The 21,165-nt window shown below is 41.3% G+C and carries 21 protein-coding genes and 2 pseudogenes; 4 read left to right on the forward strand and 19 right to left on the reverse strand.

What is annotated here, in order from left to right:
- Positions 1–79: 79 nt before the first annotated feature.
- Positions 80–991, reverse strand: coding sequence for a LysR family transcriptional regulator (locus MKY99_RS21725; RefSeq protein ID WP_339266282.1), 912 nt, complete (start codon positions 989–991; stop codon positions 80–82).
- A gap of 163 nt (positions 992–1,154) precedes the next feature.
- On the opposite strand from MKY99_RS21725, the gene MKY99_RS21730 reads away from it, so the two are divergent.
- The gene (locus MKY99_RS21730; RefSeq protein WP_339266284.1) at positions 1,155–1,904 is read left to right on the forward strand and encodes an SDR family oxidoreductase; all 750 of its coding nucleotides are present in this window, start codon (positions 1,155–1,157) and stop codon (positions 1,902–1,904) included.
- Between the two features lie 60 nt (positions 1,905–1,964).
- On the opposite strand, the gene MKY99_RS21735 is transcribed toward MKY99_RS21730, so the two are convergent.
- Together MKY99_RS21735 and MKY99_RS21740 are read right to left on the reverse strand one after the other, a co-directional pair.
- Positions 1,965–2,255: a MazG nucleotide pyrophosphohydrolase domain-containing protein gene (locus MKY99_RS21735; protein ID WP_042190426.1), complete on the reverse strand. Its 291-nt coding sequence runs from the start codon at positions 2,253–2,255 to the stop codon at positions 1,965–1,967.
- Positions 2,256–2,565: 310 nt separating this feature from the next.
- A complete protein-coding gene (locus MKY99_RS21740) occupies positions 2,566–3,054 on the reverse strand; it encodes a hypothetical protein (RefSeq protein ID WP_339266286.1) in 489 nt (162 codons plus the stop codon).
- 312 nt (positions 3,055–3,366) lie between these two features.
- On the opposite strand from MKY99_RS21740, the gene MKY99_RS21745 reads away from it, so the two are divergent.
- Complete coding sequence (locus MKY99_RS21745; RefSeq protein WP_339266287.1) at positions 3,367–5,109, forward strand: ATP-binding cassette domain-containing protein; 1,743 nt, start codon at positions 3,367–3,369, stop codon at positions 5,107–5,109.
- 246 nt (positions 5,110–5,355) lie between these two features.
- Here the strand turns inward: MKY99_RS21745 and MKY99_RS21750 are convergent.
- Positions 5,356–5,451: pseudogene (locus MKY99_RS21750) on the reverse strand (sporulation transcription factor Spo0A); the annotation flags it as partial.
- A gap of 212 nt (positions 5,452–5,663) precedes the next feature.
- Entirely contained in the window at positions 5,664–5,999 is a 336-nt protein-coding gene (locus MKY99_RS21755) for a M15 family metallopeptidase (RefSeq protein WP_339266289.1), read from the reverse strand.
- 877 nt (positions 6,000–6,876) lie between these two features.
- Between MKY99_RS21755 and MKY99_RS21760 the strand changes: the two genes are divergently transcribed.
- Together MKY99_RS21760 and MKY99_RS21765 are read left to right on the forward strand one after the other, a co-directional pair.
- A complete protein-coding gene (locus MKY99_RS21760) occupies positions 6,877–7,080 on the forward strand; it encodes a hypothetical protein (RefSeq protein ID WP_339266291.1) in 204 nt (67 codons plus the stop codon).
- 4 nt (positions 7,081–7,084) lie between these two features.
- Positions 7,085–7,600 (forward strand): hypothetical protein, encoded by a 516-nt coding sequence (locus tag MKY99_RS21765; protein WP_339266292.1) that lies wholly within the window; start codon positions 7,085–7,087, stop codon positions 7,598–7,600.
- Positions 7,601–8,456: 856 nt separating this feature from the next.
- Here the strand turns inward: MKY99_RS21765 and MKY99_RS21770 are convergent.
- The 14 genes and pseudogenes from MKY99_RS21770 to xseA form a co-directional block, all read right to left on the reverse strand.
- Positions 8,457–8,822: a hypothetical protein gene (locus tag MKY99_RS21770; RefSeq protein ID WP_339266294.1), complete on the reverse strand. Its 366-nt coding sequence runs from the start codon at positions 8,820–8,822 to the stop codon at positions 8,457–8,459.
- 44 nt (positions 8,823–8,866) lie between these two features.
- On the reverse strand, positions 8,867–9,013 hold the full coding sequence (locus tag MKY99_RS21775) for a hypothetical protein (protein ID WP_339266295.1): 147 nt from the start codon (positions 9,011–9,013) through the stop codon (positions 8,867–8,869).
- A gap of 224 nt (positions 9,014–9,237) precedes the next feature.
- Positions 9,238–9,369: pseudogene (locus MKY99_RS21780) on the reverse strand (site-specific integrase); the annotation flags it as partial.
- Between the two features lie 61 nt (positions 9,370–9,430).
- Positions 9,431–10,018, reverse strand: coding sequence for a hypothetical protein (locus MKY99_RS21785; RefSeq protein WP_339266297.1), 588 nt, complete (start codon positions 10,016–10,018; stop codon positions 9,431–9,433).
- 407 nt (positions 10,019–10,425) lie between these two features.
- Entirely contained in the window at positions 10,426–11,241 is an 816-nt protein-coding gene (gene spo0A / locus MKY99_RS21790; protein WP_042129795.1) for a sporulation transcription factor Spo0A, read from the reverse strand.
- Positions 11,242–11,440: 199 nt separating this feature from the next.
- Positions 11,441–12,553: a SpoIVB peptidase gene (spoIVB, locus tag MKY99_RS21795; RefSeq protein WP_339266299.1), complete on the reverse strand. Its 1,113-nt coding sequence runs from the start codon at positions 12,551–12,553 to the stop codon at positions 11,441–11,443.
- Positions 12,554–12,691: 138 nt separating this feature from the next.
- Positions 12,692–14,419, reverse strand: a complete 1,728-nt coding sequence (gene recN, locus MKY99_RS21800; RefSeq protein WP_339266301.1) for a DNA repair protein RecN — start codon at positions 14,417–14,419, stop codon at positions 12,692–12,694.
- Positions 14,420–14,478: 59 nt separating this feature from the next.
- Complete coding sequence (gene argR / locus MKY99_RS21805) at positions 14,479–14,928, reverse strand: transcriptional regulator ArgR (protein WP_042190440.1); 450 nt, start codon at positions 14,926–14,928, stop codon at positions 14,479–14,481.
- A 148-nt stretch (positions 14,929–15,076) separates the two neighbouring features.
- Positions 15,077–15,442, reverse strand: a complete 366-nt coding sequence (locus tag MKY99_RS21810; RefSeq protein WP_262495691.1) for a hypothetical protein — start codon at positions 15,440–15,442, stop codon at positions 15,077–15,079.
- Between the two features lie 219 nt (positions 15,443–15,661).
- Positions 15,662–16,564, reverse strand: a complete 903-nt coding sequence (locus MKY99_RS21815) for a TlyA family RNA methyltransferase (RefSeq protein WP_042190442.1) — start codon at positions 16,562–16,564, stop codon at positions 15,662–15,664.
- 46 nt (positions 16,565–16,610) lie between these two features.
- Positions 16,611–18,515, reverse strand: a complete 1,905-nt coding sequence (gene dxs / locus MKY99_RS21820) for a 1-deoxy-D-xylulose-5-phosphate synthase (protein WP_076284485.1) — start codon at positions 18,513–18,515, stop codon at positions 16,611–16,613.
- Positions 18,516–18,614: 99 nt separating this feature from the next.
- Positions 18,615–19,562 (reverse strand): polyprenyl synthetase family protein, encoded by a 948-nt coding sequence (locus MKY99_RS21825; protein WP_339266304.1) that lies wholly within the window; start codon positions 19,560–19,562, stop codon positions 18,615–18,617.
- Positions 19,549–19,806, reverse strand: a complete 258-nt coding sequence (gene xseB / locus MKY99_RS21830) for an exodeoxyribonuclease VII small subunit (RefSeq protein WP_042129807.1) — start codon at positions 19,804–19,806, stop codon at positions 19,549–19,551. The genes MKY99_RS21825 and xseB overlap by 14 nt, the downstream gene beginning before the upstream one ends.
- Positions 19,784–21,163 (reverse strand): exodeoxyribonuclease VII large subunit, encoded by a 1,380-nt coding sequence (gene xseA / locus MKY99_RS21835; protein WP_042190449.1) that lies wholly within the window; start codon positions 21,161–21,163, stop codon positions 19,784–19,786. The genes xseB and xseA overlap by 23 nt, the downstream gene beginning before the upstream one ends.
- Between the last annotated feature and the right edge of the window lie 2 nt (positions 21,164–21,165).

A 21,165-nucleotide genomic window follows, 5' to 3' on the forward strand; every position in this document is an offset into this window, starting at 1 on the left:
GATCTGAAATGGACAACATCATAGGGTTCATATTAACTAGGAAGCGTAAAGGTTAGATAAAATCTACCAAGGCATACTGTTAACTTCTTCTAATCCCCTCCTCAAATTCATGTTTCAACCTGTTGATAAATCTTCTGACCGTTTTCGATCCTTGTTTAGAAGCTGAAACAATGGACCCCGGAGTATTACGATCTGGTGATCGTAGCTCGATCGTCTTCATGATCTTCTGAGAACCCTCAAATGTTTTTAGAAAAGAATAATCCATCCCAATCGTGATCGCGAGTCCTGACGCAACTGCATTATCAATGGCACGGGTGTTATTGCTTGTAAAAAGAATATTCATCGGCCCAACTTTCAGTAAATAACGCTCCACAAAGTCCTGTATGTAATGATCATCGTATAAAACCAACGTCTGGCCTACTAACTGTTCGGGTGTAATTATTGTATTTAAAGCTAGTGGTGATTGAGGATGTACGCCTACAACAATCTTACCTTCCATTAATTCCTCGAATACGACCCCTTTATGTTTCTCTGATAAGCCCTCTGGCGAGACCATCAGTCCGATATCCATTTCATCCTGAAGCACATTATCCAGAATTTCTTTAGGCCCCTTTTCAAAAATCTCTATTTTCACATTTGGAAAATCCGCTTTAAAACCGGATATGACCTTCACGATTAGATGCATGGGTCCCGGAATCGTAGCAATCTTCAAATGACCACTAAGCGCATCGCTGTAGATCTGTGCTTCAGCTTTTAATTCATTTACTTTCATCAAGACTTCATTTGCTTTGCCGATAATGGCTTGTCCCTCTGCTGTGGGAACTGCTCGTTGGCCTCGCGAACGAATGAACAAAGTAACTCCAAGCTCCGCTTCCAGCAGTGTTATGGACTGGCTTATGGCAGACAGGGTGATATGACGATTCTGAGCAGCTTTGGTTAGTGAACCAATCTTTGCGACTTCTACGATATTCTCGCATTGCTCTAAATTCATTTGAATCACTCCCTAAGTTAATATTTACTTAACACCTATTAAATTTACTTAAATTTTAATTAATTTAGACAAGTGCTACAATGTAAATAAGTTAGTAAATAACCTTTTCACCTTATGAACCTATATTTCTAGTATAACTATATTTCTCGAGGAGGAGTCCCAAATGACAGACAAAAGAGTAGCCGTAATTACAGGTGGAGCCAGTGGAATCGGGAAACAAACCGCAATTAAATTTGCTAGTAAAGGTGATCAAGTGGTCGTTGCCGATTTCAATCAACAATTAGGTGAGGAAACGGTCGCACAGATTATCAAGGATGGTGGCGAAGCTATTTTCGTCAAAACGGATGTTTCAAAATACGAAGAGGTAGAAGCACTGGTTGAGAAAACTGTTGCCACATATGGCAGAATTGACGTTATGTTCAACAATGCCGGGATCGGCCGCGTCACTCCTGTACTAGACCAAGACCTTAAGGATTATCATAGTGTTATTAATGTCAATCAGCATGGTGTTGCCCACGGTATTATCGCAGCAGGTAAAAAAATGCGTGAGCTCGGCATCAAGGGGGTCATCATTAATACAGCTTCTGTATTTGGATTCCTAGCTTCCCCAGGTACATTCGCATATCACGCTTCCAAAGGTGCGGTCATTATGATGACTAAATCCGCAGCACTTGAAATGTCCATTCATGGCATCCGCGTGCTTGCCGTTGCTCCAGGCGCTGTAGATACGCCAATTATCCAAGGATATAAAGATCAAGGAATGGTCGACCAGATGAAGAGCAAAGTAATGGGTAACAAATTAACATTGCCTGAACAAGTTGCAGACACTGTATACTTGCTCTCCTTACCAGAAGCTAGTGCAATTAACGGTAGTGTTGTAATGGCTGATGAAGGTTATGCTTCATTTAAATAAATAATTATAAATCAAAAAATCCAAGGCTTCCCGAGCGGGTAGTCCTTGGATTTTTTTGTATTACTCCCATGATCTCTGTTCATTGATTTCCAGCTTACGTTTAAATGCCTGCTCTAGATCAATATCCAGTTTATTGGCTAGATCAAAAATATTCCACACCACGTCGTACATCTCAAATCCCAAGTTTTCTTTCTTCTCTGCACCAGGGTCGAAGGATACGGATAGCACCTCTTTGGACAATTCCCCTACTTCAGTCATTAAGTACAGCATTCTCTGCTCAATGGAGCTCGTGTCAAAACCTTTGGTTTCACTGAACTTCTTCACATACTGTTGAAACTCAGATGTATTCATTTCGTTACGCCTCGCTTTTAGGGTATAAAGTTATGTAGTTTATAAAAACGATGTCATGCGATTAGCCTAGCTCATTCCTTTATTATCATCCATTTGTTCGAAGAAAACAAACTCTCCCGTCATTACAAAACAACGATTCTTCAGATCATAGAAGAATCGCTAAGAGAATTTATTTACTTGTTGCTGTTTCAGCCACTATCTACGCCTATGTCGGACATTTCACTGCGCGTTAATCCGCAAGTGCACGGCCAATTTCATCGTCGAACGTGCCGCACCAGTAATGGCGAGACTCTTCATCATTATTCATTTATTATTCGCCGAGCTGCTCCTTGAGCTGCACAATTTCTGTTTCCATGAAATCCACACGTTTATTCAACTCCGCGATATAGTTTCTTCGAGCCTCTTGGTCTGCTGCGCTTGTTCGGTCGGCCGCAGTAGTTTCCGCCAGTTGGATGGCTTCTTTGAGAACTTGAACGCTTGATTCTGCCCCTGCTAATCTTTCCCGGAGTTTAGCCGCTGCAATACTTGCTTTTAGCGCTGCCTTCTCAGTCTCCTTACTCTCCAATATTATCGTCTTTCCTTCAACCGTCAACCCTGCTCCGGTCGCTTCGGACATCGTGCGCACAGGTACGTAGGCCGAGTTATTTACTACAATCGCATCTGCAATCTTCTTTCCGTCTTGTTTTATCGTATACATTCCGGAAACTTTAGCGCCAATTAAAGACGAGCTCGCTGCGAATCCTATTGAACCACCAAGTAACAACGCCGCTGCTACAATCCCTACTATTTTCTTCTTCATATCTACGAACCTCCTGAGCTTATTATTCTTCCAATTATAACCAATGAATTCGTAACATGAAAGATATACTAAGAGACTCTGCCACAGCCAACTCAACTACTGACCATATGTAATCTAGCTATAAGAAGCCATCTGAGTAAGCTTGATCCTATTGTTCTAAGTCGGATTTTTCGATTTCACGAACAACTTTATTTCGAAATGATTGATGTTAGTTGTAAACAATGTTACTCTATCAACGGTAAACTCAAAATCTTATGCTCCTCAATACCTCTATTAGTAGTCACTATTTTAGTTATAAAGAAAGGTAACACTATGATAAAAGTTGATAACTTATCCTTCGCATTCCCGCAAAAAGAGCTATATAAAAACATTTCATTTACGCTTGAAGAGGCACAACATTGCGCTTTTATAGGAACAAGTGGCAGTGGTAAAAGTACACTGATCGATATACTGATGGATCCAGAAAAATATTTGTTCGAAGGCAAGTTAGAAATTGACCCAACCTGCAAAATTGGATATGTAAGTCAGTTCTCACAAGTAGACAGAACTAAAGAAATAACCGTTTTTGAATATATAGGAGAAGAATTTATTAAGATACAAAATGAAATAACAGCTATTCTCACTGAAATGGAAACATCATCAGATATTGATTCATTACTCGAAAAGTATCAATTAGCTCTAGATGCCTTTGATTCAATGGATGGAAATGATTTTGAAAGCAATATTAATAAGAAACTAAATTTAGCCAACCTCTTGAAGCTAAAAGATGCTAGGGTATCCGATCTAAGTGGTGGGGAATTCAAGCTTATTCAAGTGATGAAGGAAATGCTGACTAGTCCAGACTTAATGATTATGGATGAGCCCGATGTATTTTTAGATTTTGAAAACCTAAATGCACTTAAAAATCTTATTAATGCTCACAAAGGAATATTGCTAGTTGTTACGCATAACCGTTATCTATTGAATCATTGTTTTAACAAAATTATACACCTTGAAAACATGGAGATCCAAGAGTTCGATGGGCGATATATTGAGTATAACTTCTCATTACTTCAGACGAAAATTGAGTTACAAGAAATCGCAGTCGCTGAACAAGAAGAAATTGAGAGATACGATAACATTATTGATAATCTTAGAGCGATCGCAACCTATAATTCAGAAGCATCTAGAGGGAGAGCGTTAAAAGCTAGGGTTAAGTTTCAAGAAAGATTGGAAGCGCGAAAAATTAAAGCGCCATTCGTTGATATTAAGCAACCGAAAATCAGTTTTGGTGTGGACAATGAAATTGAAGAAGATATCACTGTTTTAAATGTGAATAATTATAGTGTTTCCTTTGATGAGTTGATTTTAGAAAATGTTAACTTTGAGATGAAACCTACAGATAAAGTAGCCCTTATCGGTCCAAACGGTACCGGGAAAACGACTTTACTCCGAGATATCTTTAAAAATAATCATGATTCAATTGAAATAAATGCTGATATTAAAGTGGCATATCTTTCTCAGCTTCAAGACGAAGTGCTAAAGGATTCTAATACCATACTAGAAGACTTCATCGATGCTGGGTTTGCAACTTATGACGAGATTAGAGCACATCTTTCAAACTATGGCTTTGAAGGAGAAATTCTTAATCAAAAGATAGAATCTTTATCTGGTGGCGAAAAAAATATACTGCAATTGGCAAAAGTTTCTGCTAGCAAAGCAAACTTATTGCTTCTTGATGAACCGACAAGCCATTTAGACACCTATACACAAATCGCACTGGAGAAAGCCATTGAAGACTATAAAGGTGCGATTCTCATGATTTCTCATGATTTCTATTCTGTAGTAAATGGTATGGATTATGTATTAATCATTGACGATAAGACGATTAGAAAAATGAGTATGCGAAAATTCAGAAAGATGATTTATGCCAGTCATTTTGATAAAGATTATTTAGAAAATGAACAAAATAAAAAAGCAGTTGAAATGAAAATAGAATTAGCTTTAAAAGACAATAATTTTGAACTTGCAAAAGGTATGGTTGACGAGCTAGAAGAGCTGATTAAGCTGCTTTAAACTACAAACCCTCTGGCGGGAAAATGTCTATTAAAAAGACACTGATGAATAAGATCTCAGTGTCTTTTTACTGCATTGATTTGTTGGTAGCTCTTGAAGCAACATACTGCCTAATATAATAACAAAACCCAATAAACCATATAGGTTTATCGGGTGAGATGGAAAAAGTTTATCGGTTTTTAAATACTGACTGTAAACACCTACCAGCAACCTACAATTCCTTACCACGCACTGCCCCTAACCCTTTCAACTAACCTTATGCTCAATCCGCAGCTTGTCAGCTACCAAGGCAATAAATTCCGAGTTAGTAGGCTTAGATTTGGAGATATTAATGGTGTAGCCCTTATGGGGTAAGGGATTTCACATCTTGGTTATGTTAATTGTTCATAGACTTTATTGGCATACGGTTAGACATTAGTACGCAAAATTGTTTACATATTTTATTATGTCGTAAGCATCTAGAGTTAACAATGACATTACATTGTGACTATACTACGTAGCCAGATATAAATAAAAAAAATAGGTGCAATGCATTTTCGCATCACACCTATAAATTAGCTGATATACAGCTTTTTATTAACATTGTCCCAGCTTACCTTATGACCTAGTGCTTTCAATACACTAATTGGAACATAGTTCTCATTATCTTTAATAAATCCGTTATGTACACTATTATCTTTAGTTAGAACGTCCTTAACTGCTTCCACATTATCATCCTCTTTTTGAAATGATTTATCTGGTTTCGGACTAATAAGAGCATAGGCAAAAACTATTTGTGTTTGAGTTGGCTGTTTACAATTACGATAATCTGCTGTAGACAGTCCAAACGTCAATTGAAAATGTGGATAATCTTTAAACGAAGTCCAATCTCCGCCCCATTCGAAACCCAACTTTTTTGCCTCATCAGTACCGCTTTATCAGTTCTTCCTCAAAGTATTCAATAGACTTAGATTCTTCCTCGCTAGCATAGTGAATAACTAACTTAAATTCATTTTATAGTTCCTTTTGCTCATCTGATTTTTACCGATCTTTTTATCATGTGCTTCAGGAGGAACTTTTGAGGAATGAATTTTTAACATTTTTTCAATCCAATCACAAACTTCTTGTTCTAATTGCTCTTAGAGATAGACTCTTAAGGAGTGGCGTAATGAATAACAAGTTTATATTCGTTCTTGTTGGTTTTTTTAGTCATATGAAACGTTCTCCCTCGTAATTGCATATAACAATTATAGCCAGGAGATTAAAATCTAAACTGTGGTGATTACTGAGAACTAATCAATAAAGTATATGAAATAGACACATATATTAAAGCCCCTGAGATAATCCTCAAGGGCTTTAATATTACTCTTTAGTTTTAGATTTGGCTTCCATAATACCACTTACGAATTTGAAATACCATCTAATTCCATCAGTAAAATATCGAACAGAATCGCGTAAGTAAGGCGTATTGTGCCTGTGTATTTGTGATCAATGGTGATAAAAGGGGGGTTTTATCTTGAATTTAGATACCATAAACTGCTGCCGTAATAGATGTATTATCCTCATAAAATATCTTAAACTCAAGAATAACCCCACCAACAATGAAAGGGACAACTATACTCCAAATATCATCAATCTTTAAAGAACAAATATTAAATATTAAAAATAAACAATTGAGTTATTTATATAAATATAGTTTTTTTGTAAACATTTTCTATATTTTAGCGTTTCATGTTACAATCAAAACACTCCATATTATTCCAAATATACCACAAAGGAGATTATGTTATGGAGAAATGTTTAATGTCTTTATTCTCTTGTTTACTATTGTTCAGTTTATTCTCAGCTACTGTGGGTGCTACAGCAGTGAACACTCAATATCTTGAAGAAATACAAAGTATTCAAGATAATCTTATCAAGAATTTGGAACAGGCTGATGTTGACAATACGAAAGAAGCAAATCAAGCAATCAATTCATTTTTTTCAAAATAATCCTGTGAATGAATCCTTAATAACGGATTACTTTGTTAATACAAACCAAAAAACTGTTCTTCCAGAAACTGAAGCTGATAGCGACATGGATCTCAAAAGTTATTTAAGAACTAACATTGAGAATGGAAATTTCAAAGAACATATTATCTCAGATAATGTTAAAATTACATTAACTGATTCCCCATTCTTTATTGTCGAGACAGTAACTGATGATGAACAAGTCATTGATAGTGCTTTATTATCGAGCGATATGGCTAAATTAGCAGCAAGTCAAGCAACACCAACAAAAACATATACTCTCGATGTTAAAAGTATACTGGGAAACACAATTTTTTCAATTAGTGTACAAGGGTACTTTACCTATAATGGTACAGCAGTTAATCCTCATCTAGTCGATGCTTGGTATAACAAAGGCACTTTGTCAATTTGGCAGGTTGACGATTGGGAAGAAGGAGTTACCTATGAAATGACTGGAAAAGTGAGAATTTTCGGAAAGGGTAAATTTCATTTCGGACTTTGAAATCGCAGGTTATGGACTAACTGTTCAGGATAAATTTTATAATGTATTCCAAGAAGGCGATAAAAGTGGAGGAGTACTTTGGGATAAAACTGTCAACTAAAAAACAATAGAGGAGAAAAAATGATTAATTTTCTAAAATCAAAGTCTTTCCTTGTATCGACAGTACTATTCAGTTTAATATTTATTATTAATATTGCAGTAACTGATTCATCAACTGAAGAAATTGCTCTCGCTGTACTTAAATCATTATTGGCTGGAGTAATTTGTGGATTCGTATTTGGCGGAATTCTCTACTTAATACAGAAAAGAAATAAAAGAATTAATTAATACTAATGGAATTCTATGGAGTAGTTAATTTTATGGAAAAAATCAGGCACTATACAGTAAATTCTGTAACGCGCCTGATTTTTTATGTATGTTTAATGCTCTCTCAAGTTTAATTATCTTTAGCTTTTTCAACTTAACCATGTTTATATATATCTTAGTAAAACAAAAATTTATTAACTTTCCAGATATCTTCTAAAGTCAATTTTTAACCAAATATGTATCTTATTAATCCGATCCTCAGTATAGCTTTTGTTGCTTTCATTGTACCAGTCCCCAAAACAGAATTTCCATTTTTGGCTGTTGCAACTATAACAAGCTGGTACACAGTTGGATAAATCGTTTGCTCCATCGTCGTTCACATGTTCTTTGTGTAGATCATGTTTTTGCATGGTAGCGCCTCTTGGAATATAATGATCATCTGCTTTTAATCCAGAGTAAGCACACGAATTATCAAAATAATTTTTACAATTAGTCCACTCTATGTCAGTAATATTATAATTTTTAGCAGTCCTTTTATCTCTATATACCCTTAACCTATCCTTGTTTTCCTTTGTCCATTTCTTAAACTTTCCATTAATCCTTCTGTTTTCGAACTAATTCTTTTTCTTATTTTTTCTTGAGAATCGTGTTTCCTTACGCTTTCTAAATGCTTGTCATAGTTCGTTATACGCCACTCCAAACCTGTGACAGTTACAGTTTCACCGTTTATTCTAAGTGTGTTCTTTTCGACTCCCTGCCCAATCCTCATTACTACATTTGCTTCAGACTTGGGGAACCTAGAAATGTGATGAATCATAACGTAATTGGTGCGACCAGCGGCTTCAAGTGCCTTACGCAGCTCTTTTGCCTCTCGTTTCTTTGCTTCCTTTTCAGGGTTCGCTTTAAATAGGCCCATTTTATGTAATCTCCTTCGGATTCATTTTTTAATTAGCAGTGTTACTATACTTTGTTTAATTGCAGTTCTGTGTAATATTTAATTTCACCATGCTTTTCTAACTTTACTGTATACCAGTTATTACTATAGGCATAAACCTTTCCTTTACCATCTGGCGTTGTAACATTTTCACCAACTACATATCGATTCACGTTTACACCCTCCAATTTTGTTAAGAAGCCATTAATATTTAACTATTATTTTGAGTAAATAATAGTTATATTATAGAATATTTTCATTATTTCACCACATGAATAGTTCGAGAGTATGTAAGTTTGGTTTCAGATGGAATGGAATGGAATGGAATGGAATGGAATATAAAACAACAAAAAGACAGCTAATTCTAAACAATAGAGTTAGCTGTCTTTTTGAATAATTATATATCCATACTAGCCAGAGGACTATGTAGTTGATATTTCCCAATCTCTTCGTCTGAAAAATCAAGATATGCATTTTGAGTAACCTCCACTGAGGAATGACCTAATATTCTACAAAGACTCAATTCCCCTTTAACTCTTTTAAGTAAACCTTTAATTTTCACAGGCATTTTCAGAATCGCATTCATTTAATCAGTATTTTTTAAGCTCAAAAATAGTTGCCTCTGATAACAAGATAAGCCTATCGTTATTAACAACAAAAAAACTTAAAGGTATTCCAAGGTTTGTAGAAGGGTCACTTATATTTATTACTTTTACTACATCATTTATATTTAAGTCTGGGATATCTATTTTATATAATCTATAAAAAGAGTCAGAGCTATAACATGTCGCTGTAATCTCATATAATGGGTTTTTTAGTTCATATTGATAAACACTATAGTTTTTAAGTCCTTTTGATGAAAAAAAGTCTTTTTTGATGATAATTTCATCTCCAATAAATTTTTGCCCTGTTGGATATTCAGAAGCATCATTATATGAATTTGAAAATCCTAAAAGCTTCTCAACTTTCCAAGTTCCATAGAAATCTTTTTCAGTTTCACTATTCAAATTTATACTTTCTTGAGCACAATATACGGATGTGTTTTTTGGAATAATAGACTCATCCGTTTCAGATTTAGGCTCACTAGAAGTATTTGGCTTTGATGTCACTTCAACATTTGCACAAGCCGATGCAAGCATCAACATTATCATAATACAAACCAATAATATTTTTTTCATATTTCACACTCCCACTATTTTTCCAAGTTCATATGTCTCCTTTTAGATAAAATATTTGTTTTATCAGATGCTAAATTGTTCCATTAGATAATCTCTATAATCAACTCTATTGAAGAAAGTTAACTGTTCATCTGCTTCTAATTCATTTTGCACAAGATGTTTTATAAGATATTCCCTGTGAAGTACAGTACAACATAAAATTATCAATCTGAAATTAAAAATCAGTCATAAACAAACACTCCTCCATTGGATTTACCAACCCAATAAAGGAGTGAAATTTATACATATACAAATAAGAATTTGATTAGCTTTAAATTACCCAAAAAGAAGTTTATAGGCAAAATCGTTTCAGCCTAAGCACCTACCAGCAACCCACAATCCCTTACCACACACTGCCCCTAACCCTTTCAACTAACCTTATGCTCAATCCGTAGCTTGTCGGCTACCATGGCAATAAATTCCGAGTTAGTAGGCTTAGATTTGGAGATATTAATGGTGTAGCCGAATAAATGGCTGATGGAGTCAATGTTGCCACGGGTCCAAGCCACTTCAATTGCATGGCGAATCGCACGTTCTACGCGTGAAGGCGTAGTCTTGAATTTCTCTGCTATGGCTGGATAGAGTGTTTTTGTAATCGCACCAAGGATCTCGATATTGTTATATACCATGGTGATCGCTTCGCGCAGGTACTGATAGCCCTTAATATGTGCTGGAACACCGATCTCGTGGATGATCGAGGTAATGTTAGCATCAAGATTCTTGCCCTTCGTAAGCGGCACTACATTCGATCTGGACGTCGACGAATAGTTGTACATGTTAGAGGATGAGCTCATGCTGCCTTGGACCCCTACAAGCTGACGTACACGATTTGCCAGGACCTCCATATCGAACGGTTTCAAAATATAATAGGATGCACCAAGCTGTACAGCTCTTTGAGTGATGTTCTCCTGACCAAAAGCGGTCAGCATGATGATCTTCGGTTGAGGATTCAGATCCATATCACGCAGACGTTCCAAGACACCCAGACCGTCTAAATGTGGCATGATGATATCAAGAATAAGGACATCGGGAACTTTGCGTGCTTCGCTTAGCATTTGAAGCACTTCTTCACCATTGTAGGCGATACCCGTTACCGTCATATCTTCTTGTTCAGAAATGTATTCGGAAAGCAAATTCGTAAACTCCCTGTTATCATCGGCCAACAACACTTCAATATTCTGCACTGGCTGCTTCCTCCTTAATTATATCTGCTATTCGAAAATAACATTTTTTTCTTGTCTCTTAACATTTTCGACATGGAGATTGAATTCCCTTCTGTCGAAAATTATTTTTCTTTATTTTTTTTCTGGCATGGATTATAATTAAATATTTTATTTCAAAGTTCGATGATCTTCGTAATCCTTCGACAAAAAAATCTTAAGGCTAAACCGCCTTAAGATTTAATGGATACCTATTCTCCTGCATGGTTACACCAGAATCCTTAAGCATCCATTCGATGAAGCAACCGTAGCCGGACTTAGGATCATTTACAAACACATGAGTTACAGCGCCGATAAGCCGTCCACTTTGAACGATTGGACTTCCGCTCATCCCCTGAACGATACCACCTGTCTTATCGATCAGTCGCGGATCTGTGATACGAATGACCATACCCTTTGTCGCCGGCGTCTGCTGATGTGCCACATGAATGATCTCAACCTTAAATCGTTCTACCTGCTGCCCATCTACAACGGTAAGAATTTCAGCTGGACCTTCCTTGACTTGATTGCTCATTGCCACAGGAATAGGTTCTTTATAAAGACTATGCTCGGGATTACGACTCATTTTACCGAAGATGCCAAAATCTGTGTTACTCTCCACATTACCAAGCACTTGGCTTTCTTTTAAGAAATGGGCTCGTTTCTCACCCGGATCGCCATCCTGGCTTTTAGAAATCGAAGTTACACTGGACTGAACAATATGACCGCTGCCAACAACAATTGGTGTTCCTGTATTCATGTCCGTAATCACATGTCCTAAAGCTCCATAAACCCCCTGTTTCGGGGCATAAAAAGTTAACGTGCCGACACCCGCTGCAGAATCTCGAATGTACAGGCCTAACCTCCAGACTTTGTCATTAATATCATACGCGGGTTTCAGCTTGGCTGTATGCTCTTTCCCAGCGCGTTTAAAGACAATCGTCAGAGAATTATTCGCTTTTCCAGCACGATCCACAAGCTTGGCCACCTTAGATAACTCGTCCAACTTCTCTCCATCAATGGAGATCATCAAATCACCTGGCACCAAACCGCTGACCTCACCTGGGGAAAGCTTGGATTTCTCGGATACTTCAATCAGATGATGTCCAACAACCAGAACACCTGCTGATTTCACCTTTACTCCGATCGTTTGACCTCCCGGGATCACCTTCAGTTCCGGTTTCATTCCATGCGCAGTCACCTTGGCAGGTTCACTGTTCAGTGGTGAGGCAAAACTTTGGTGGGTTCCCGTTATGCCCGATAAACTAAGAAAGAAGGCAAATAAAAGGCCTGGCATTAACTTCCTGAGGTTAGGCTTCAATGGCTGTCACGCTCCCTTTTGCTTCTTTCGCTTGACGAAAAAGGTGGTCGCCAATTGCGTACCTATAAGATAACCTTGCCCCCAGGCTTTTATTACTGTCAATCATTGTTCCGCTTAGCTTGTTGCAGCCTTACTTGCCTCGGCCAAATTAAGCATTTCCTGCGAATGGTGCAATGTTTTTTCGGTAATTTCCACCCCACCCAGCATTCGGGCCAGCTCCATTACACGTCCATCATTCGAGAGTGATTCCACTTCTGTCATGGTTCTTCCGTCCTCAACCTTTTTGCGGATTAAGTACTGATGATCAGCCATACAAGCCACCTGCGGTAAGTGCGTAATGGAGAACACCTGACAAGTGGAGGACAGCTTATACAGTTTATCTGCAATGGATTGAGCAGCCCGACCACTCACACCGGTATCTACCTCATCAAAAATCAGAACTGGAATCGCATCATGACGCGCAAAAATACTCTTCATTGCCAACATAATTCGCGACAACTCACCACCCGAGGCAATTTTGCCAAGAGGTCTTAACGGCTCGCCAGGGTTAGGGGAAATCATAAATTCCGCACTGTCGATCCCTTGTCTTGTAAGACGAATACGCCGACCCTTATAATCAACTCCACGTGGGTCCTCCAACGTGTCTAATTTAACCTGTAGCGAAGTTCTTTCCATCTGAAGATCTTTAAGCTCACTCTCCACTTGCGTGGCTAAATCAGACGCACACAGCTTCCGTGCTTCACTTAATTCAGTAGCTGCTTCCATCAATACAGACAGCAATGCATCGCGTTTGGTCGTCAGTTTCTCCAGATATTCATCTTTATTCTCAAGCAGATCGGTTTCCCGATGGATTTGTTCATAATAAGCCAAGATCTGTTCTACACTATCTCCGTATTTACGGCGAAGGCCGGTAATTAAATCGAGACGATTCTCGATTTCTTCGAGTCGCTGTGGATTGAATTCGATCTCTTCTCGGTAATCACGAAGCTGAAATGCAGCATCCTCTAGTTGATAATAAGAAGATTGCAGCTGCTCAAGCACGGATTTAAGACCCTTTTCATCATAACGAACCGCATCCTCGAGTCTGGAAATGACATTACCTATGGATTCTAAGCCTTGTCTATCGTAGAGAAGCTCATATGCACCGGATACGGAATCCATCATTTTCTCACTGTGGGATAGTTTGACCCGTTCTTCGGCAAGTAATTCATCTTCTCCCGGTTTTAATGCTGCAGATGAAATTTCTTCTAACTGAAAACGGTACAAATCAAGCATTTGATAAGCCTTTTGGCTGGATTCCTGCAGCTCTCGGAGCTCTTTCTCCACTTTTGCAAAGGCTGAATACTTTTCCTGATATACCGCTTTTAGCGGCCCGATAATGGGTTCTCCGTATGTATCTAAAAGTCCCAAATGTCGTTCTGCCTTCAATAAGTTTTGGTGTTCATGCTGTCCATGAATATTAACCAGCTGCTCGCCAATTTCACGTAGCATAGTAAGATTGACCATCTGTCCGTTTACTCGTGATGTACTTTTACCCTGAGAGGTGAGCTCACGGCGTATTATAAGATGCTCCTCACGCTGAGCCTCAATGCCAAGACGCTCTAAAGTATCCCAGACGGGATGACCGCTTGGGAGGCTGAAGAGCGCTTCCATCTCTGCCTTTTCACAACCGTAACGAATAGAATCCGCGGAGCCGCGCCCTCCGGCAATCAGTCCAAGCGCATCAATAATAATGGATTTACCTGCCCCAGTCTCCCCTGTGAGCACATGGAAGCCAGGATAAAAATGCACATCTACCGCCTCAACGACGGCTAGATTGCGGATAGACAAGGTTTCTAACACTAATAGAGCACCTCCGAGAAGATGATAAGAATATAATGAAATTTATACTTTCTTATAATTTAAGAAATGTAACCCATGATTTGTGAAATTACAGTCTTACTGTCCTCAGGCTGGCGGCAAATAATTAGAATGGTATCATCACCAGAGATGGTCCCCATAATTTGTGGCCAGTCAATATTATCAATCAAAGCAGCGACTGAGTTAGCCGTCCCCGGTAAGCATTTCATCACCACAAGATTAGCCGATGAATCGATCTGCACAAAATTATCCACCAAAACGCGCTTCAGCTTCTGTATTGGATTGTACCGTTGGTCAGTTGGAAGCGAATATTTGTATCTTCCATCATCCATAGGCACCTTGATGAGCAATAGCTCTTTAATGTCTCGAGATACTGTAGCTTGAGTAACCTGAAAACCAGATTCACGCAAGGCTTCTACCAGCTCGTCCTGTGTCTCGATATCCTTTTGCGTAATAATCTCACGTATCTTAATATGTCGTTGACCCTTCATTGTTGCCTCCTAAAAGTTTTGTAAGCGACACTTCCAGATTAGCAGCGACAAAACTACATCGGAAGCATGGACTTAGTTTTGTAAGCGATGCTCCCCGAATTGCTTCGGCAAAACTACTTCGGAAGCATACACCTAGATAAATATGGACTCAGTTTGATTCTCCGTCATCTCTGCCAAGCTTAATCACTTGAATAGATCCCGCTGCAGTATTAACATACAAAACTCCGCTACATTCCGGATAAATCAGCAAGTACGGAAGCAAGGTATCTCGTAAGCCACTGCCTGTGAAATCCAAAGGTTTGCGTGGTCTAGAAAGAATAACCAAATATATTGATCCTTCCTCTTTAGTCGCCACATAATCTATAAATAACCGGCTATACATCTGCGCCCCGTTTACGTTGAAGGACAACGGGATTTTGAGCTTCCCTCCAACGACCTCGTACCCTTCATCCTCTAGTATGTCTATAGATGGGTGAGGAATAATCACTTTATTAAACGGGATCTGATCCTTCATGAAAGAACGCGGAGAACTTTGCAGCCATATATATATCCGATAAATTATAAAAATCGATAATGCTACTCCAATAAACGCCATGACGACCTTGTCAGAGCTACCCGCCACTATCAATCACCTCGGTGATTTATTCGCGTGAAGCCATGCCAATTCCTTCTTCAGAGCTGCCTTTTTAGAAGCTTTCCGAATAATTGTTATTTTCCATATGGAAAAAGAAACTCACCGGCGCGATGAGTTTCCATGAGTCGAATTTACATTAAAAGTACCCGTAGCCTGCTTAATCACTTCATCCGCTAGGGATGGAAAATCCTCCACTGGAATGACTGATGATACAGCATCTGAAGGCTGTAATGTACCTTCTTCAGCTTCCGCCAATTCAGGCGTTAGTCTCCAGTGAGCAAGAAACTCAATATTGCCCTCCCCACCTGTAATCGGTGAAAAGGTTAATCCCTGCAGCTGGTAACCCAGCTCTGCCGCCATGGTCAGTACATTAATTAATACCTCTTTATGAACAGCAGAATCACGAATTACACCTGATTTACCAACCTTCTCCCGTCCTGCCTCAAACTGTGGCTTGATCAGCGCAGCAATATCCGCCGGGCGCTTAAGCAAAGCTTTGAGCGGTGGAAGAATTATTTTTAAGGAGATAAATGAAACATCAATACTCGCAAAATCTGGAATCGGACCCACCAAATCTGGAGGCGTCATATATCGGAAATTCGTTCGTTCCATCACACTAACGCGTTCATCATTACGCAGCGACCAATCCAGCTGATTATAGCCAACATCAATCGCGTACACATGGCTTACCCCATTCTGAAGTGCACAATCCGTAAAGCCTCCAGTAGAAGCACCGATGTCCAGCATGGTCCGTCCCGTAAGATCAATATTAAATTGGCGTAGAGCCTTCTCCAGCTTTAGGCCCCCACGACTGACATAAGGATGCACAGAGCCTTTAACCTTAAGGGTAGCCTCCCGTGACACCTTCATACCAGCCTTTTCAATGCGTTCTTCATCCGCGAGCACCAGTCCTGCCATAATGGCTGCTTTAGCCTTCTCACGGCTTTCATAAAACCCTTGCTCAACAAGTAGTACATCTATCCGTTCTTTACGGTGTTCCATGGTCATCTCCCGATCGTTCAAAGGGTTGCTAATTTCCGGCTTCCATTTAGGAAGACGAAGTTGTTTTGTAGTTATATGCACTCAAAGCCATCATGGACTTGATACGTGCACATAGCGCTTCTACAGTAAGACCTGTTTCCTGGCGCTGTTCTTTAATAGAGCCGTGCTCCACAAAGATGTCAGGTACACCCATCAGATGCACACGAGCGTCATAAATTTCATTCTCTGCGTAGAATTCTAATACCGAGCTGCCGAGGCTTCCCGCTTGGCAAGCCTCTTCAATAACAACCATGTTGGTTCCAGCATGAGCCAAATCAAGCAGCATGGAGTTGTCGAGTGGCTTCAGGAACCGCGCATTCACGACGCCTACCTGAATCCCTTCCCGCTTGAGTAAATCAGCGGCTTCTTCAGCCACTTGAACCATAGGTCCACAGGCTACAACAGCATAACCTTCGCCTGTACGCAGTCGTTCCCATGATCCGATTGGAATAGTACGCAGCTCAGGATCCATTGCTACACCTGTACCGTTAATACGCGGATAGCGATAAGCAATCGGACCGTCATTATATTCAAGCGCCGTCTTCATCATATGACGCAGCTCATTTTCGTCTTTTGGCATCATCATCACCATATTCGGAATATGGCGCATAAAAGCAACATCGTACACACCCTGATGAGTCTCACCATCCGCACCTACAAACCCCGCGCGGTCAATGGCGAACATAACATTCGCGTTATGCCGGCAAATATCATGGACGATCTGATCATAGGCACGCTGCATGAAGGTAGAATACACCGCATATACCGGCTTCATCCCTTCCATAGCCAAAGCTGCACACAGAGTAGCCGCATGCTGCTCCGCAATCCCGACATCAATCATACGATCCGGAAATTCCTTAGCAAAAGGAAACAAGCCCGAACCTCCTGGCATCGCAGGTGTAACTGCAATCAGACGGGAATCTTCCCGACCCAGTTCGATCAGCGTCTCGCCAAATACTTCCGTGTACATTGGAGGACCCACAGCTTTAAGCGCCTGACCCGACTCAATTTTGTATGGGGAAATGGCATGTGATTTATAGAAATCGGTCTCAGCGGGTTTGTAGCCCTTACCTTTAGTTGTTAATACATGTACCAACACAGGTCCAGCCACGTTATCTGCTTGGTGGAAGGTATCAATCATCTTCTCCAGATCATGTCCGTCTACAGGACCGAGATACGTAAAGCCGAGCTCTTCAAACAATACTCCAGGTACCATCATATATTTGAGACTATTTTTTAACTGTTCAGCTGTCTTTGCTAATCGTCCTCCGATGGCCGGAATCTTTTTAAGCAGTCCTTCTACCTCGTCTTTGGCACGCAAATAGTGGCGATCTGAACGTATTTTGCTTAGATAATTATGCATCGCTCCTACATTAGGAGCAATTGACATTTCATTATCGTTCAAAATAACCATCAGCTTACGCTTCTCATGGCCAATATGGTTAAGTGCTTCAAACGCCATACCGCCAGTAAGAGCACCGTCACCAATCACGGCAATAACCTTATTGTCTTCACCCTTGAGATCGCGAGCCATCGCCATCCCCATTGCTGCCGATAATGAGGTACTGCTATGTCCAGCTTCCCATACATCATGCTCACTCTCGGAGCGCTTAACGAAGCCGCACAAGCCCTGATATTTACGAAGGGTATCGAAGCGGTCTTGACGACCAGTCAGAATCTTGTGGACATAAGCCTGGTGCCCTACGTCGTAAATCATTTTGTCACGAGGGCTGTTATAACAATAATGCAAAGCCAAAGTGAGCTCCACGACTCCCAGATTGGATCCGAGGTGCCCCCCAGTTGCTGTAAGCTTCTCAATCAGAAATCGACGAATTTCCTCCGCTAAGGTAGTTAATTCATCGACTGACAATGATTTTAGTTGCTTAGGATCATTTATTTGTGGAAGCAGCACGTATAGTTCCCCGCTTTCCTAGATGTTGTAAATTATATAAAACCCATTATAACACAAACGAAACGGCTGTCGAAATACAGCCGTTTCGAAAGTTCATAATTAGTGATCACGTGCCATTAAGTAATCTGCAATTTCCAGCAGGCGCTGGCTGTCATGAAAACCACCGTTCAGAACAGCATTTCGGGCTGTTTCTGTAAGCTGCTTCACTTCTTCTCGCGATGCTTCGAGACCGATAAAATAAGGATAGGTTACTTTATGCTGCTTAACATCACTGCCTGTTTTTTTGCCAAGTTTACCTTCGTCTCCAACCAAATCTAGAATGTCATCCTGGATTTGAAAAGCGAGTCCAATGGCTGTTCCAAATTTATGCAAAGCCTCAAGCTGCTGCTCGTTAGCACCTGCAATACGACCGCCAGCTAGTAGCGAAAAGATAATCAAATCTCCTGTCTTATGCAGATGAATGTACTTTAGCTGTGCAAGATCGGTTAGACCCTGCTCGCCTTCCATATCTGCAATCTGACCGCCAACCATACCACGAGGGCCTGCCATTTCCGCCAAATCCTCCACGATGGATAGTACACTTTCCGCAGGGACGCCAAATTTACGCGAGGCTTGTACCACACTGTAGAAAGCATGGGTCAGAAGGGCATCACCCGCAAGAATAGCGGTCGCTTCCCCGAAGACTTTATGATTCGTCAGCTTCCCGCGCCGATAATCATCATTATCCATGGCAGGCAAATCATCATGAACTAACGAATAGGTATGTACCATCTCTATAGCAGCAGCGACAGGCAGGGCAGCCTCTCGATTTCCTCCTAGTGCTTCACATGCGATAATCACCAGCAGTGGCCGGAGGCGTTTGCCCCCAGCCATAAGTGAATACTTCATGGCTTGCTGCAAATTCTCTGGAACCATCCATTGTGTGGGGAGAATAACCTCTAGTTCATGTGAGACTAGATCGCTTAAGGACGCGATGTAATCCCCCAGTGGCTGACGCACTGTTTCTCCTTCAGAGTTTCTCTCAAGCTCATGCTCAAAGCGAGTCATCGGCGTCCCCTTCCAGACGTGCACCAAACGGCTTCTTTCGCAGTTCTCCGTCCTCTAGGGTAATCATTTCGATCTTACGCTCTACCTGCTCAAGCTTGCTGCCGCAAAGCTGAGATAACTTCATACCTTGCTGAAATAAATCGATGGCCTTCTCCAGGGGAACGTCGCCGTGTTCAAGCTCACGTACGATTTCCTCCAGCCGGTCCATGGCGCCTTCAAAATCAAGTTCCGCTTCCTTCGTCATCGTCTTTGCCATCCTCCTTCATTCCCCATACCTGGCAGTTCAGCTGTCCGTCATTCATCTTTATCACTACAAGATCGCCAAGCTGTACTTCAGTGAGCGATTTGATTAAATGTTCTTCCGCTTCGTCATAGACTAAGCTGTAGCCTCTCGACATAACTTTAAGAGGGCTCAGTGCATCCAGATGACGAATCTCCGCTACATAGCGAGCTCGCTTCTCCTGCAGGCGGGCCTGCATAGCACCCATCAGCTCACGGCGCATGCTTTCGGTGCGCTGACGCGCAGCGGCAACACTGCCGTGCGGATGGAACCGCTGCAGACTATGATGCAGCACTGCTTTGCGCTCGCGGGAACGGCTGAGCCGTGCATCCGCTGAGCGCTGGAGCCGCTCACGCAGCTGATCCAGCCGCTGCGTGTGCTGCATCAGCGAGCGGCGCGGGCCTGCCAGCGCCAACGAGCGTTCCAGCCCCGCGTGACGCTCGCGTCCGCGCTGGGCGCGTCTTTGCAGCGCTTGGCGGAGCCGCTGCTGTTGCTGGCGAAGCTGCGCAGCTAGCTCGCCGGCGTGTGGCACGGCCAGCTCCGCGGCCGCTGTGGGCGTAGCCGCGCGGAGGTCGGCGGCGAAATCGGCAATCGTGAAATCGGTCTCGTGGCCAACGGCTGAGATGACCGGAATCCTTGATGCCGATATCGCTCGCGCGACTTCCTCCTCGTTAAACGCCCACAGCTCCTCGAGCGAACCGCCGCCGCGGCCGACGATAAGCACGTCGGCCTCACCCATGCGGTTCAGCGCTCCAATCGCCTTCACGATCGATGGCGCGGCGCCTTTGCCTTGCACCAGTACGGGATAGATTACAATAGCCACCTGCGGAAACCGCCGCTGGAGTGTAATCACGATATCCCGCACAGCTGCCCCCGTTGGCGAAGTAATCACGCCAATGCACTTTGGAAAGCGAGGCAAAGGGCGTTTACGTGCTTCTGCAAACAGCCCCTCTTGCTCAAGCTTGCTCTTCAGCTGCTCATAGGCTAAATATAGACTACCAATTCCATCCGGCTGCATGTGTGTGGCATAGAACTGGTACTGCCCGTCCCGTTCATATACGGTCACATTACCTCTAGCAATTACCCGAGCACCTTCCTTCGGAATAAAGGGTAGGCGCTGGTTATGAGAAGCAAACATAATCGCCTTGATCCGACTGCTCTCATCCTTTAGCGTGAAATACATATGACCGCTACCATGATGCGTAAAGTTGGAAATCTCTCCGCGAATCCATACATCCGAAAGTAAATTATCCGAGTCTAGCTTCATGCGGATGTAACGGTTGAGTTCTTTTATCGAATAGACCTGCCGCTCTGCCGCCATGA

Origin of the sequence: Paenibacillus sp. FSL R5-0470, from assembly GCF_037975205.1 — a bacterium.
Classification (GTDB): Bacteria; Bacillota; Bacilli; order Paenibacillales; family Paenibacillaceae; genus Paenibacillus_AQ.

Excerpts from the sequence above, each read along its gene's own strand:
- MKY99_RS21725 (WP_339266282.1), bottom strand. The coding sequence starts at position 991 with ATGAATTTAGAGCAATGCGAGAATATCGTAGAAGTCGCAAAGATTGGT.
- MKY99_RS21730 (WP_339266284.1), top strand. The coding sequence starts at position 1,155 with ATGACAGACAAAAGAGTAGCCGTAATTACAGGTGGAGCCAGTGGAATC.
- MKY99_RS21735 (WP_042190426.1), bottom strand. The coding sequence starts at position 2,255 with ATGAATACATCTGAGTTTCAACAGTATGTGAAGAAGTTCAGTGAAACC.
- MKY99_RS21740 (WP_339266286.1), bottom strand. The coding sequence starts at position 3,054 with ATGAAGAAGAAAATAGTAGGGATTGTAGCAGCGGCGTTGTTACTTGGT.
- MKY99_RS21745 (WP_339266287.1), top strand. The coding sequence starts at position 3,367 with ATGATAAAAGTTGATAACTTATCCTTCGCATTCCCGCAAAAAGAGCTA.
- MKY99_RS21760 (WP_339266291.1), top strand. The coding sequence starts at position 6,877 with ATGGAGAAATGTTTAATGTCTTTATTCTCTTGTTTACTATTGTTCAGT.
- MKY99_RS21770 (WP_339266294.1), bottom strand. The coding sequence starts at position 8,822 with ATGGGCCTATTTAAAGCGAACCCTGAAAAGGAAGCAAAGAAACGAGAG.
- MKY99_RS21785 (WP_339266297.1), bottom strand. The coding sequence starts at position 10,018 with ATGAAAAAAATATTATTGGTTTGTATTATGATAATGTTGATGCTTGCA.
- spoIVB (WP_339266299.1), bottom strand. The coding sequence starts at position 12,553 with ATGCCAGGCCTTTTATTTGCCTTCTTTCTTAGTTTATCGGGCATAACG.
- argR (WP_042190440.1), bottom strand. The coding sequence starts at position 14,928 with ATGAAGGGTCAACGACATATTAAGATACGTGAGATTATTACGCAAAAG.
- MKY99_RS21810 (WP_262495691.1), bottom strand. The coding sequence starts at position 15,442 with ATGAAGGATCAGATCCCGTTTAATAAAGTGATTATTCCTCACCCATCT.
- MKY99_RS21815 (WP_042190442.1), bottom strand. The coding sequence starts at position 16,564 with ATGGAACACCGTAAAGAACGGATAGATGTACTACTTGTTGAGCAAGGG.
- MKY99_RS21825 (WP_339266304.1), bottom strand. The coding sequence starts at position 19,562 with ATGACTCGCTTTGAGCATGAGCTTGAGAGAAACTCTGAAGGAGAAACA.
- xseB (WP_042129807.1), bottom strand. The coding sequence starts at position 19,806 with ATGACGAAGGAAGCGGAACTTGATTTTGAAGGCGCCATGGACCGGCTG.
- xseA (WP_042190449.1), bottom strand. The coding sequence starts at position 21,163 with ATGGCGGCAGAGCGGCAGGTCTATTCGATAAAAGAACTCAACCGTTAC.